Source organism: Sphingobacterium hotanense (assembly GCF_008274825.1).
In the GTDB taxonomy this organism is placed as follows: Bacteria; Bacteroidota; Bacteroidia; order Sphingobacteriales; family Sphingobacteriaceae; genus Sphingobacterium; species Sphingobacterium hotanense.
Genome location: NZ_CP030848.1, coordinates 3,376,748 through 3,390,333, shown reverse-complemented (window position 1 = coordinate 3,390,333; position 13,586 = coordinate 3,376,748). Strand labels below are relative to the sequence as shown.

Here is a 13,586-nt window from a genome sequence, read left to right as displayed (position 1 = left end):
AGCGATATTTTTTTATTTTTGTGTGTTTTTAAAATATTATAAAGCGATGAAATTAAATACATTATTTGTTGCAGCAGTTTTAGCAAGTACTTCATTGTCATCTTGCGTGTTTAAAACCGCAGATGAGAACCAATTGAAATATACACATACGACATTGGTTGATGGTGATGCTTATGCTTTTTTCAGACAGGTAGGAACCATCGCTCCTTATGAGGCTTCCTATTCTAAACATGTTGAAACTGTAGGGTCAGCGCAAGCTAAAGAGGTTGCAGGAAAAGTAGCGAAGGTTTTCGGAGAGATGATGCCACAATTAGACTCATTAGCAACGAAATTCCACGTAGATTTCCCAATCCTAGGTGCTGAACAATACACTGCGCCTTCGGAAGCAACTACGACTGTAGCAGTAGAAGAAGACACAGCAACACCTGACTCAGTTGCAGCAGCAGCTCCTGTTGAGATCGCTCGCCATGCTGAGGATTACTCCGATGAAGCCTATTTACACCACATCCAGCACCAAATTGCAGTGGTTAAAGAACACTTCAGAAGAATGTCACGCAATACAAACAAAGAATTAAGAGATTACGCCGTAGCAAAATCTGAAACTATCGCTGAGCTTTACAAAGCAGCGGGTGGTAAAGAAGAGCACGCGCATCACTAAGCATATTGCCTATGCTGAATCAGCAAATAATAACAGGTATAATGTCGTATGGAATGTCCGGAAGGATATTCCATGCGCCGTTTATAGGGGCCAACCCCCGCTTCAAATTGAAGGCTGTGATCGAAAGATCCAAGAAAAACGCACAGCTTGATTACCCCCACATCATAAGTTATGATTCCATCGATGAGCTGCTCAACGATCCGGAGATTGAACTTGTCGTGGTCAATACCCCCAACGATACGCATGTAGCTTTTGCGGAGAAAGCTTTGAGAGCCGGTAAGCATGTGTTAATTGAAAAGCCTGTCGCTCCAACAGCAAAAGAAGCTGCTAAGCTATTTGAAATCGCTGAGGAATGCGGCAAACTACTACTTCCATATCATAATCGTCGATTTGATTCGGATTATCAATCCTTAAAGAAAGTTATTCTAGAAGAAAGAGTCGGACGCCCGATAGAACTTCATATCCGTTTTGATCGCTTCAAACCGAGTATCGGTGTCAAAGCCTTCAAAGAAAAGAAACAACCTGCCTCAGGCATTCTTTACGATTTAGGATCTCATTTATTAGATCAGGTGATTGCACTGTTCGGTAGACCTAAGTCTATGACCAAGATCAAAGGGACCTTCCGGGAGAACTCTGTAGTCGATGATTACGGTAACATCATTTTAAATTATTCAGGCGGACTGAATGTATTTATCACCACGAGTCTGCTTGTCGCTAATCCGCAAGCGAGCTTTGTGCTACATGGAACGAAAGGAAGTTTTGTAAAAGAGCGCACAGATACTCAGGAAGCACAACTTTTGGCTGGTAAGTCGCCAATGGAAGATGACTTTGGTGTCGAACCTGAGAACAAGGAGGGGCTTTTAACTTTCGAAAATGACTTGAAAGAACTTGAAACAGCGTTGATTCCTTCTGAACGAGGAGAATACATGAGCTTGTTCGATGAAGTCTATGAAGCTATTCGAAACAACAAGCCTTACTTCGTAAATAAAGATCACATCATTTGGCAATTAGAAATACTAGAACCTAGTAAATAATCAGCTATTTAATATTAAGTTTACATATAGTTAATCTAGGATAAGTAAAATTGTCGTTAAATCAAATATACTAACGTGAGATATGCTGCTATAGATATTGGCTCGAACGCCGTCCGGTTGTTAATTGCTGATATCATTGAAAGAGAAAACGAAATAATTTTCAGTAAAAACACCTTATTGCGCGTGCCATTACGCCTAGGCGATGACGCGTTTATCCACCGACATATTTCTGAAGGGAAATTTGAAAGCATGGTGAAAACCATGAGCGCTTTCCGAAATCTTATGGATGTATATCGCGTTACGGATTATATGGCTTGTGCTACTTCAGCGATGCGCGATGCAGATAATGGTCCTGATGTGGTTGCAGCATGTAAAAAAGCAGGAATAGATATACAGATTATTGACGGCGGCGTGGAAGCACAGATTATTTATAATGTGCATGGCCAAACTGCAATGGATCGTAATAAAGTGTATTTGTACATTGATGTAGGTGGTGGTAGCACAGAAATCTCCTTGTTTGCTAATGGCGACCTTGTGGCTTCTAGATCTTTCAATTTGGGGACAATCCGCATCCTAGATAATCAAGACTCTCCAGACACATGGGATGATATGAAGCGCTGGGTGAAGGATATCACTAAATCATATAAGAACATCTATGGTATAGGTTCCGGAGGAAACATCAATAAGTTATCGCGACTTGCGAATGAGAAAGCTGACAAGCCTATTTCTTATGCGAAACTGAAAGCTCTTTACGTCTACCTGAATTCATATTCTTTAAAGGATCGTATTAACATCCTGGAACTCAAGCAAGACCGTGCCGATGTTATTATTCCAGCTGCAGAGATCTTTTTGACGATCATGAAGGTAGGACATCTTAAAAATATTACGGCCCCAAGAATTGGTTTAGCGGATGGAATAATCCAAACGTTAATCAATAAAAATTTCAAGAAATAATAGAGATCACAATCGTTGTAAGTATCGAAAATAATTCTATTTTTGCGGTATAGATACCTAGGTGGCGAAATTGGTAGACGCACCATCTTGAGGGGGTGGCGCCTGAATGGGCATGGCAGTTCGAATCTGCTCCTAGGTACTCTCCAAAGCAATATAAAAGCCTTGCAAACTGCAAGGCTTTTTTTTTCTGAAAGTTATTGTTGTTTTTTCAATTTAAACCAATAAAAAATCAGACCAGTGATTGTTCAAGGGTCTATTTTTTTGTCTGGAATATTTTGTTTCTGTTTCTTAAGTATTCTTCTTGATCAAAAAAAGGACTTTATTACTAAAAACAAGAGTATAATTTTTTCTTCGAGCTCTAAAGGCATCAACTGTTGGTTCTTAAACGTCTGTTATCAGTTTTTTTCACGGGGAGTCTAACCACCAAAAAAAGGTCGATCTTTTATTTATAAGACGTGTTCTTCAGGGTACTCAATTGTTTCTGTAATCTGTCAATTCTTTTAAGTCTTCTATTTTCCAGTATTTTTATATCCTGGGGATGTAATTGATAGGGTTCCATGTCCCTCAGCACATGGTATGCAGCGGTCAATATCTTATGTGCAATGGCTATTGTCGCCTTCTTATGTCCTCTTCGGGCAGCGATCTGGTGATGCTTGACTGCAAGTAAGGGATTGGCCTTGGATCTAGAAGCTACCCATGCGGCCTCTACGAGCGTTGTCTTGAGATACTTATTTCCATGTGTTGTTCTGGAGGAATACTTTTTTCCTGCACTCTCATTGTTGCCCGGGCAAACACCAGCCCATGAGGAAAGGTTCTGATGTGTTGCAAATTGGGTCATGTCCGTACCGATCTCTGAGACGATTCCTAATGCTACTTTGGAAGACACTCCCGGAATAGTCTCCAGTAGTTCCAGCTCCCGATACATGATCCTTGCGTACTGTTCCATCTGAGCCTCTGATTGTGCTATTTGTAGATTGATATGATCGATGGATTGCAGTATAAGGGTCAACATGAAGCGGTGGTGATCTGTGACCTTGCCAGTAAGTGCTTTAATCAGTTCTGCGTGTTTCTTGACCAGTGAACCCTTGGCCATGCTTGCCAACAGCAAAGGATCGCTCTGACCTTTAGCCATGGATCGGACCATTTCCATGGCGCTTACACCGAATACGTCGCTGACCACGCTCCGCAGTTTGACGTTGGCAGATTCAAGGATGTTCTGCAACCGGTTCTTTTCTGCAGTCCGCATCGCGATCAGCTTGCGTCTATGTCGGTAGAGCTCCCTGAGCTCCCGGATATGTTGTGCTGGAATGAAGCTACCCTTCAGTAGACCGGAAAGAAGCAGTTTGGAGATCCATTCGCTATCCTTCTTATCGGTCTTCTGCCCCGGAACATTCTTGATGTGGCGGGCATTGACCAACAAAATGTGAAAGTAATCTTCCAAAACCGCGTAAACCGGTCGCCAGTAAACACCGGTGCTCTCCATGGCAACCTGTGTAATGGAATGGGATTGAAGCCATTGCACTAAATCATACAGGTCATCCGTAAAAGTTAAGAAGGTTTTTGTCTCTGTATCAAAATCACTACCTTTAATGGTAGCAACTACTGTGTCTTTATGGACATCCAGTCCACAGCCACGATCAAGAATAAAGGGTAATCCGCTGACAGCCATAGGTCTTATATTTATTGGTACTAAGATACCGTTTTGGCTAAATGCCTATTGGGACTATGAGCCCGTGACTTTCATGGCTGTTGGTGATACCCGAGTATCATGAATGTTTTTTTCTGAAAGTGTCTGTTTTCAGAGGCCATCAAGAACTTTCATCCCTGTTGGTGTTTCAAAGGAAACATGAAAGTTTTATTGCTATATCCTTTTTAGATCTTGTTTGCTTTGACTGTAATCTCCGCAATATCTAAAACTTGAATTTCTTGTTCTTTTTCCTTAACCTTGACACCGTCTCTTAACATCGTCATGCAGAAGGGGCAAGCTGCAGCTACCACGGAGGCTTGACTTTCTATAACGTCCTCAATACGTTCGACATTGACGTCCTTATCGCCTTTCTCCGGCTCTTTAAACATCTGAGCACCACCAGCACCACAGCATAGCCCATTGGCCTTACAGCGCTTCAATTCAACTAAGTCAGCATCTAATACTTCTAATGCTCTTCTAGGTGCTTCATAAACATCATTCGCGCGGCCTAAATAGCATGGGTCATGATAAGTAATCTTTTTCCCTTTAAATTCATGTCCATCAGCAGGCTTTAGCTTGCCTTCATCAATCAGGGATTGTATGAGTTGCGAATGGTGGATAACCTCATAATTTCCGCCCAAACTTGGGTACTCGTTCTTTAGCGTATTAAAGCAATGCGGACATGCTGTCACGATCTTTTTAATCTCATAGCCATTCAAAAGGTCAATGTTCATCATTGCCTGCATTTGGAATAAGAACTCATTGCCCGCGCGCTTCGCAGGATCGCCGGTGCAGCTTTCTTCTGTTCCGAGGATGGCATATTTAATACCTACATGATGTAAAATCTTACAGATGTCTCTAGTAATCCGTTGAGCGCGCTCATCGAAGCTACCAGCACATCCAACCCAGAACAATAGGTCTGGTGATTCTCCTTTTGCTAATAGCTCAGCGACAGTAGGGATATGTATATTATTTTCCATGTTAAATTCTTCTTATTGATTTGTCCAATTAGCGCGGTCAGCTTGTGAATATTTCCAAGGCGCGCCGTTGTTCTCCAAATTCGAAAACATATTATTTACACTCGACGGCGCTTGTGATTCTTCCATCACCGCATACTGTCTCAAGCCCATAATGATTTCTAGTGGATTGATGTTGACAGGACATTGCTCCACACAAGCATTACAGCTCGTACAAGCCCATATCTCTTCTCTAGTAATATAATTGTCCAATAAAGCCTTTCCGTCGTCCTGGAAGCTTCCATTCTTGTCGATGTTCTTTCCAATTTCCTCAATACGATCTCTCGTATCCATCATGATCTTACGAGGCGATAACAGCTTACCAGTGATATTTGCCGGACATGAAGATGTACAACGTCCGCATTCGGTACAGGTGTAAGCGTCGAGTAAGTTTTTCCAAGTTAAATCCAATGCATCTTTTACCCCGAAACGGCTAGCTTCGCCAATAGGAGGGGGGAGCGAGGGATCCAACATCACCTTCACTTCTTCAGTCACAGATGGCATATTATCAAACTTTCCTTTAGGTTCCAACCGTGTAAAGTACGTGTTAGGGAATGCCAAAAGAATATGTAAGTGTTTGGAAATAGGTAAGTAGTTCAAGAAAGCAAATACACCGATGATATGGAACCACCAGCAAAAACGTTCGATCAGAATCAAACTACTGACCTCATCAGGCAATAGATTGACCAAATAAGAACTAACTGGAAAAGCACCAGCAATATGATAATGTTCTGCACCTAGCGCCTGAAGCTTCTGATCTGCAGCGTTCATGAACAAGAATGCCGCCATTAATAAGATCTCTGCAGTGAGGATCAGGTTCGCATCTGTTTTTGGCCAATTGTTTAATTCAGATTGATTTAAGCGCTTCAGTTTAAGGAAGTTTCTGCGGATAAAGAAGATCACACAGCCTAATAAAACAGAAAACGCCAATAGCTCAAATGCATAGATCAGGAAGTTGTAGAAGCCGCCCATAAACGAGAATACCCGGTGCGTACCGAATAGCCCATCAATCACGATCTCCAACATCTCGATGTTTATAATACAGAACCCAACATACACAAACAAGTGCAGCAATGCAGGAATCGGTCTTTTAAACATCTTCTTCTGACCGAAAGCGACCAACAGCATCGTCTTCAATCGCTCCGAAGGGCGATCAAAACGATTGACCGATTTGCCCAACTTGATGTTGCGGTAAATCTTTTTCGCATTGATGAAGAATAGAATTAGAGACGCTATTAATAAGACGCCGAACAGTATCTGACCTATCATAGTTTACAAATTAGGTATAACAAAGATAAAAAAACCGACTATACTATGCATGCATAATAAATTATTTAGAAACATTAAAAATAATTGGCGCAATAGGATAAAGGCATAGATGTCTATCGTATCTAGTTTTACAAAATAACATTATTAATTCAATCGTACAAAAACCTAACTTATTTGCGTAGTCTTTTGTAAATTGCAGCATACAACCAAAATCAATGAATGGAATCATTCCATTCTCAATCTATCGAAAAACATAATGAAGTCTGAAACAAATCAGTTTGATGTAATTGTCATTGGCTCGGGTATTTCCGGAGGGTGGGCGGCGAAGGAATTCTGCGAAAAAGGATTCAAAACGCTGGTTCTGGAGCGAGGTAGAGACGTGAAGCACATCAAAGATTACCCGACTGCCTATACAGATTATTGGCAATTCAAACATCATAATGCCCTCAGTAATGCTGTCCGTCAGGAAAACCCCATTGCTTCAAAATGCTATGCCTTCCGCGAGGATGCTATGCATTTCTTCACCAAAGACAAAGATCAAGAATATATACAAGAACACCCATTCGACTGGATTCGGGGCTATCAGGTTGGCGGCAAGTCATTGACCTGGGCGCGACAAGTACAGCGTTGGAGTGATTTTGATTTCGAAGGACCGGCGCGTGATGGCTTTGCCGTCGATTGGCCAATACGCTATAAAGATATTGCCCCTTGGTATAGCTATGTCGAGAAGTTTATCGGCGTCTCCGGCAATCGCGATGGCAATGCTGCTATGCCCGATGGCGAATTTCTCCCAGCTTTCGACCTGAACGCTGTCGAAAGAATGATTCAGCAGAAAATCCCTACGAAATACCCAGACCGACAGGTTATTTCTGGACGCTGTGCGCATATTTCTTCGCCTCAGCCTATACATATTCAACAGGGGAGGACGCAATGCCAAAACCGGACGATGTGTCAACGAGGCTGTCCATTTGGAGGATACTTTAGCTCGAATGCTTCCACGCTACCTTGGGCGCAGAAAACAGGAAATCTAACCTTAAAGCCCAATGCCATCGTTGAATCCATCCTTTTTGATGAGAACAGTCAGAAGGCCTCCGGCGTGCGTGTCATCGACGCAGAAACCCTCGAAACGACCGAATACAAAGCCAAGGTAATCTTCCTGAATGCGTCCGCACTGGCGAGCAATCTCATCCTGTTGAACTCCAAGTCTGCTCGTTTCCCGAACGGTTTGGGCAATGATAGCGGCGTCTTAGGGAAATACATTGCCTTCCACAACTATCTAGGAAGCGTAGGCGGGAGTATCGAAGGCTTTGAAGACCAATATTACTACGGGCGTAGGCCAACGCAGCCCATCATTCCTAATTTCCGGAATGTCAAAAAACAAGAAACAGACTTTCTGCGCGGATATGCCTCCTTCTTCTCGGCCTATCGCCGCCGCGGGGTGCCGTCGGAAATGCAGGTAGGCGCAGATTTCAAAGATAGTTTAACGGAAGTTGGCGGATGGGGGATCGGCATGATGATGCAAGGAGAGACCATCCCCAAAGAGAGCAATCACGTCCGTCTAAGTGAAGACAAAAAGGATAAGTTTGGCATGCCGCAACTTATCACCTCTGTTCAATATGACGACAATGACCAGAAGAGCATGGAGGACTTCCATAATCAAGCCGCTGAGATGTTAGAATACATTGGAGCCAAGAATATCTATAAGAACAACAGTCAGCAGAATCCGGGTCTAGATATTCACGAAATGGGAGGAGCAAGGATGGGCAATGATCCAAAAACCTCCATCCTCAATAAATGGAACCAGATGCATCTATGTAAGAATGTCTTCGTAACGGACGGTGCATCGATGACATCCACCGGAACACAAAACCCTTCGCTAACCTTTATGGCTTTAACAGCCAGAGCAGCTAATTATGCGATGGAGGAAATGAAGAAAAACAATCTTTAAAGAACATCATACCTAATAAAATAAAAAAAGGTCTGCATCAATTTGATACAGACCTCTTTTTATTTTCAATAAGATCTTATACTTATTTCTTAGCTGGAGTTGCTGTTGCAGAAATACCTAGTTTTTTCTTGATATCCGCTGTTAAATCATCGCCACCACCGAAGTAAGGAATACCACCGTTAGAAACGTCTAACACGTAAGCATAACCTTTTTCTTGAGCTACTGCATTGATTGCAGTGAATACTTTTTGCTCGATAGGAGCGTAAAGCTCTTGTTGTTTTTTACCAATGTCCTCTTGTGCTACACGTTGAACATCTTGGATACGAGTTTCCATCTCACGCATAGAGTTAGCGATTTGTTGAACCTCTGCATCTACAGACTCTTTATTTGCTTCACTTCTGTTTCTCAACTTCTCGTTTGCGTCGTTTTGTTTCTTTTGGTATTCAGCATACATTCCTTGAAGCTCTTTTTGTTTTGTTTCGCTTAAGGTTTTCATTTGTGCTTCTGCCGCTTGAAATTCTGGAGTCGACTGAACGATTTCTGCAGTATTGATATGTCCGATTTTTTGTTGCGCACTTGCAGTGTTTGCCGCCAATAAAACTCCTGATGCTACTACTACACTTTTCAATAAATTTTTCATGCTGTTCATGTTAATGTCTTATATACGTAGATATAAGGTTTTTTGCTATTTTAAATTATCTAGTTAAAAATTAGTTACACAATAATAATAAAAAATCTTAGTTCGCTAACGATGCATTAGGCTTCAATCCTAACTTCGTAATAACCTCGTTACTCTTGTCCATCGCTGGATTAGCGTAAAGGAAGGATGTTTCACTACGTTTGTCTAACACGAAATCATATTGCTGAGCTCGCGCAACGTCTTGAATCGCTTTCTGAACACGGTCTTGAATAGGCTTCATCAACTTCTCACGTTGTTGAAATAACTCACCGTCCATACCGAATTTACCGCGTTGAAACTCCTTAACTGATTTCTCTTTGTTCACAATCTCGTCTTCACGACGTCTGCGCATGTCCTCATTCAAACGAGGAGCATCATTCTGGTAAGCTTTATACAAAGTCTCGATCGATGCATATTGCTTGTCAACTTCCGCTTGCCATTGTTGGGATAAGTTATCCAATTGCTTTTGAGCATTGGTATACTCTGGGATGTGCTTCATTACATATTCCGAATCCACATAAGCCAATTTCTGCGCATATGATACACTGCCCATAAAGGCTAGCATAGCTACTATTACTAATATTCGTTTCATAGAGGTACAAATTTTAATCATTTCTTTGTTTATGACAAATATTGTGCTAAAAAGTTTAATCTTAAAATCCTCCCATATTCTGGATGATACTGAACGTGAAGTTTTGTTTCCACTGTGATGTCGGTAATCCCGGAATTGGATCCAAGGCATGACCATAATCGATACCTAGCATACCAAAGATAGGTAAGAAGATACGAGCACCCACACCTACAGAACGGCGAACCTTGAATGGATTTACTTCATCAAACTTGTTCCAAGTATTACCGGCTTCTGCGAATGCTAAAGCAAATACGGTTGCTTGCTCATTCAACATGATTGGGTGGCGTAGTTCGATTTGATATTTCGCATAGATCGGGCTACCAGACTGGATAGCGATATTCTGCAAATTATTACCTGTCGTAGCAGGGATAACCGTACCGTTTGCATATCCACGCATTGCGATGATCTCTGAACCCTGTAAGAAGTCGAATCCTTGCATACCATCACCACCTAATTTGAAACGCTCAAATGGTGAAGTTGGTGTTCTATCGCCGTAAGTACCTAAGTAACCAAACTGTGCTTGTGTTTTCAATACCAATTTACCGACAATCTTCGTGTACCATTGTGAATCAAACTTCCACTTGTGATACTCCGTCCATTTGTATTTCTCGTTATCTGGCGCTGTTGCGTAGTCAATATTATTCCATGCCGAGTAAGGAGGAGTCAACTGCACGCTGAACTTCAAGTGCGAACCCGAAGTAGGGTAGATAGGCGCGTCAATCGAGTTTCTACTGATCTCTTGTGTAAAGTTGATGTTCGTTGCAGTACCATTAGAGAACAAGAAGTAGTTTCCGTAGTTCTCCAATTTATAACGTTGGTAAGATAAAGAACTGTTGATCTGGAAGTAGTTATCCGGCCATTGCAAACGCTTACCCAAGGTTGCTGTCACCCCGTGCATTTGAATCTTAGGGTTGTTTTCATACCCTTCATAACGCCCAGTTTGTGGGTTATAGTATTGCGATTGCGAGTTAGAGATATAAGCACTCAACCCAAAATAGATTGGTTTCTTACCACCTAACCACGGCTCCGAGAAAGAGAAGCTATACGATTGATAGCGTTTTCCGGAAGTTTGACCACGAATACTTAATTTCTGACCATCTCCACGTGGAAGTGGCTTCCAAGCCTCTTTCTTAAAGAAATTGCTCGTCGAGAAGTTATTGAATGTTAAACCTAAAGTACCGATTACTTGCCCTGCACCATAACCACCGGATAGTTCCACCTGGTCAGAAGGTTTTTCAGCAACTGTAAACTCGATGTCTGTCGTTCCTTCTTCATAGTTCAAGTTTGTCGGCATAGGAGTAACCTTCTGCTCATCAAACATCCCTAATTGTGAAATTTCACGAACGGAACGTACTAATAACTCACGAGAGTATTTTTGACCTGGCTTAGAGTAAATCGAACGAAGAACAACACGGTCATTCGTTACGTCGTTACCTTTCAGGATTACATTGTTGATTGTATACTGTTTACCCTCAAACATCTGGATCTCGATATCCACCGTATCTTGGTAGATACGTTTGATAACAGGCTGAACGTTGAAAGTTAAATAACCATCGTTCTGGTAGATTGCAGCAATATCATCCGAGTTTCTAGTAGGACCAGAAAGCTTTGAATTCAACTTCTCCTCGCTATATACATCGCCCTTTTGAATACCTAATAAGATATTTAAAACCGAGTCTTTATATTTCGCGTTTCCTGCCCAATCGATATTACCAACATAGTATTTAGGACCTTCGTAGATGTCGAAATCAATAGCGACCTCATTGTTATCATAACGGTAAACGCTATCCTTTAAGATCTGCGCATCACGGTATCCTTTGTCTTGCATCTTAGCAACCAACTTTTCCTTAGCCTCTTCGTATTTGTCTTCCTTGAATTTTCCAGGACCAAACACACGGAACCAAGCTCTAGGTTTTACACCTTTTAAGTACTTGCGTAATTGCTTGTCGCTGAATTCTTCGTTTCCTTCGAATTCAACTTTTCTAACTTTAATTTTTTTATTGCGCTCTACATCGACTACAACAATCTCGTTGTTGCTTTGCGCAGAGTCTTTTTTGGTTGTGATTTTTATTTCCGGATATAAATACGATTTCTCACGTAGAAATTTCTCAATCGTATTTTTAGTTGTCTGAAGCAAATTTTCGTTTACAATCTTACCTGTATTTGCATTTAAACGCTTGCGAACCTCCTCTGTCTGGCTTTTGCTTAAACCATTAAGATCAACGCGGGTCAATCTCGGGCGCTCAACAACGCGGATTTCTAAAAAGATCGTTTCGTCTTGAATTCTGGTAGCATAAAGCTGCACATCCTCGAACAAGTTTTGATCCATCAAAAACTTAATAACGTTGGCCGTTTGTTCACTCGGAACCTCAATATACTCACCAACGGTAAGGCGTGAAATCGTAATCAATACGTCCTTATCCAAATACTGAGCGCCTTTAACCTCTATCCCGCCGATAACATAGCTCTTTGGTTCTAATGCACTGATATCGTTTCGGTTATTTAAATTTAGCGGGCGGTTGCCAGGGATCTGCGCATGCGCAAAATTTAATAAGAATATGGTCAGTAATAAGGTAAGTTTAATTTTATGCTTCATCTACTCTTTATTATGTCTGCTAAAGTACAGCAAAGTCTTGTTAATTTTTGTTAAAAGAAATATTACGAAATTATGGCATTAACAGCGCCAAAATCAAAATGTTGCAAAAGTAATGATTTCTTATAATTGTTCACTAGTTTTCCCAAATCTTCTTTCTCTATTTTGATACAAGTAGATGCATTCAAATAGATGTTCCCTAGAGAATTCCGGCCACATAATAGGCAGAAAAAAGAGCTCGGTATAGGCAAGTTGCCACAACATATAGTTGCTGATGCGTTGCTCACCGCTCGTTCTAATCATCATCTCCGGGTCGGGAATCGCTTTGGTATATAGATTTTCGCTGAACGTTGGCTCGTTGATATCCTCGAGACTCAATTCGCCCGACTGCACTTTCTGAGCAATTGTTTTTGTCGCATCTAAGATTTCTTGGCGAGATCCATAACTTAAAGCTAATGTTAGTGTACAGCCAGTGTTATCTTTGGTTTGGTCTATCGTGCTCTGCAAGGTTACTTGGCAATGCGGCGGTAGGTCTGCCATGCGGCCAATCGTGTTCACACGGATATTGTTTTTCTGAAAGGTAGGTAACTCTTTATTCAAGGAGTCTACTAGCAATTCCATTAAGGCATCGACTTCAAATTGTGGTCTGTTCCAATTTTCAGTAGAAAAAGCATATAAAGTGAGGTACGAAATACCAATCTCTACAGCGGCTTCTAGCGCTTCGCGTACCGCAGTGACACCATTTCGGTGACCAAATACGCGTAGCTCGCCTTTTTCCTTCGCCCAGCGGCCATTACCATCCATAATGATGGCGATATGCTTGGGTAGGTTTGATTTGTCTATATTTTCTTTATAGTCCATTTCTTAATTTACATTTAACGATTCTCAAGCTCTGCACTTTTCGAACCGCTGGAACTCATGTTATACTGCCGACGAAAATGTAACCCTCTCATAAAGAGCGGGAACACAATTTGCGATCAATAAAGATGAGGGTATTTTGCTGTCTGATTGATAAGGTAGCGAGGAGGCAAAAACAACATGCGCCCGAACAGATGCTGGGTGATCTAAGTTGCTGGTAGTGCTGTAAAATTCTACAGTATAAGCCTCTCGTGGTTTC

The 13,586-nt window shown here is 41.6% G+C and carries 11 protein-coding genes and 1 tRNA gene; 5 read left to right on the top strand and 7 right to left on the bottom strand.

Annotated elements, in window-relative coordinates:
- Nucleotides 1–46: 46 nt before the first annotated feature.
- The 4 genes from DSM08_RS14335 to DSM08_RS14320 all read left to right on the top strand — a co-directional run bounded on the left by DSM08_RS14335 (nucleotide 47) and on the right by DSM08_RS14320 (nucleotide 2,785).
- Nucleotides 47–658 (top strand): hypothetical protein, encoded by a 612-nt coding sequence (locus DSM08_RS14335; RefSeq protein ID WP_149526798.1) that lies wholly within the window; start codon nucleotides 47–49, stop codon nucleotides 656–658.
- Between the two features lie 11 nt (nucleotides 659–669).
- Nucleotides 670–1,692 (top strand): Gfo/Idh/MocA family oxidoreductase, encoded by a 1,023-nt coding sequence (locus DSM08_RS14330; RefSeq protein ID WP_149526797.1) that lies wholly within the window; start codon nucleotides 670–672, stop codon nucleotides 1,690–1,692.
- Between the two features lie 75 nt (nucleotides 1,693–1,767).
- On the top strand, nucleotides 1,768–2,646 hold the full coding sequence (locus DSM08_RS14325) for a Ppx/GppA phosphatase family protein (protein ID WP_149526796.1): 879 nt from the start codon (nucleotides 1,768–1,770) through the stop codon (nucleotides 2,644–2,646).
- A 55-nt stretch (nucleotides 2,647–2,701) separates the two neighbouring features.
- Nucleotides 2,702–2,785, top strand: a tRNA-Leu gene (locus DSM08_RS14320).
- Between the two features lie 303 nt (nucleotides 2,786–3,088).
- On the opposite strand, the gene DSM08_RS14315 is transcribed toward DSM08_RS14320, so the two are convergent.
- The 3 genes from DSM08_RS14315 to DSM08_RS14305 form a co-directional block, all read right to left on the bottom strand.
- Nucleotides 3,089–4,315: an IS110 family RNA-guided transposase gene (locus DSM08_RS14315; RefSeq protein ID WP_149525249.1), complete on the bottom strand. Its 1,227-nt coding sequence runs from the start codon at nucleotides 4,313–4,315 to the stop codon at nucleotides 3,089–3,091.
- A gap of 203 nt (nucleotides 4,316–4,518) precedes the next feature.
- A complete protein-coding gene (locus DSM08_RS14310) occupies nucleotides 4,519–5,313 on the bottom strand; it encodes a (Fe-S)-binding protein (RefSeq protein WP_149526795.1) in 795 nt (264 codons plus the stop codon).
- A 12-nt stretch (nucleotides 5,314–5,325) separates the two neighbouring features.
- A complete protein-coding gene (locus DSM08_RS14305) occupies nucleotides 5,326–6,618 on the bottom strand; it encodes a (Fe-S)-binding protein (protein ID WP_149526794.1) in 1,293 nt (430 codons plus the stop codon).
- A 256-nt stretch (nucleotides 6,619–6,874) separates the two neighbouring features.
- On the opposite strand from DSM08_RS14305, the gene DSM08_RS14300 reads away from it, so the two are divergent.
- Nucleotides 6,875–8,566: a GMC oxidoreductase gene (locus DSM08_RS14300; RefSeq protein ID WP_149526793.1), complete on the top strand. Its 1,692-nt coding sequence runs from the start codon at nucleotides 6,875–6,877 to the stop codon at nucleotides 8,564–8,566.
- Between the two features lie 82 nt (nucleotides 8,567–8,648).
- Here the strand turns inward: DSM08_RS14300 and DSM08_RS14295 are convergent, their stop codons facing one another.
- From DSM08_RS14295 to DSM08_RS14280, 4 genes are all read right to left on the bottom strand, one after another.
- Nucleotides 8,649–9,206 carry an OmpH family outer membrane protein gene (locus DSM08_RS14295; protein WP_149526792.1) on the bottom strand — a complete coding sequence of 186 codons (558 nt, stop codon included), beginning with the start codon at nucleotides 9,204–9,206 and terminating at the stop codon, nucleotides 8,649–8,651.
- Nucleotides 9,207–9,303: 97 nt separating this feature from the next.
- Complete coding sequence (locus DSM08_RS14290; protein ID WP_149526791.1) at nucleotides 9,304–9,837, bottom strand: OmpH family outer membrane protein; 534 nt, start codon at nucleotides 9,835–9,837, stop codon at nucleotides 9,304–9,306.
- Nucleotides 9,838–9,898: 61 nt separating this feature from the next.
- Entirely contained in the window at nucleotides 9,899–12,472 is a 2,574-nt protein-coding gene (gene bamA, locus DSM08_RS14285; RefSeq protein WP_149526790.1) for an outer membrane protein assembly factor BamA, read from the bottom strand.
- 120 nt (nucleotides 12,473–12,592) lie between these two features.
- Nucleotides 12,593–13,330 (bottom strand): isoprenyl transferase, encoded by a 738-nt coding sequence (locus tag DSM08_RS14280; protein WP_149526789.1) that lies wholly within the window; start codon nucleotides 13,328–13,330, stop codon nucleotides 12,593–12,595.
- Between the last annotated feature and the right edge of the window lie 256 nt (nucleotides 13,331–13,586).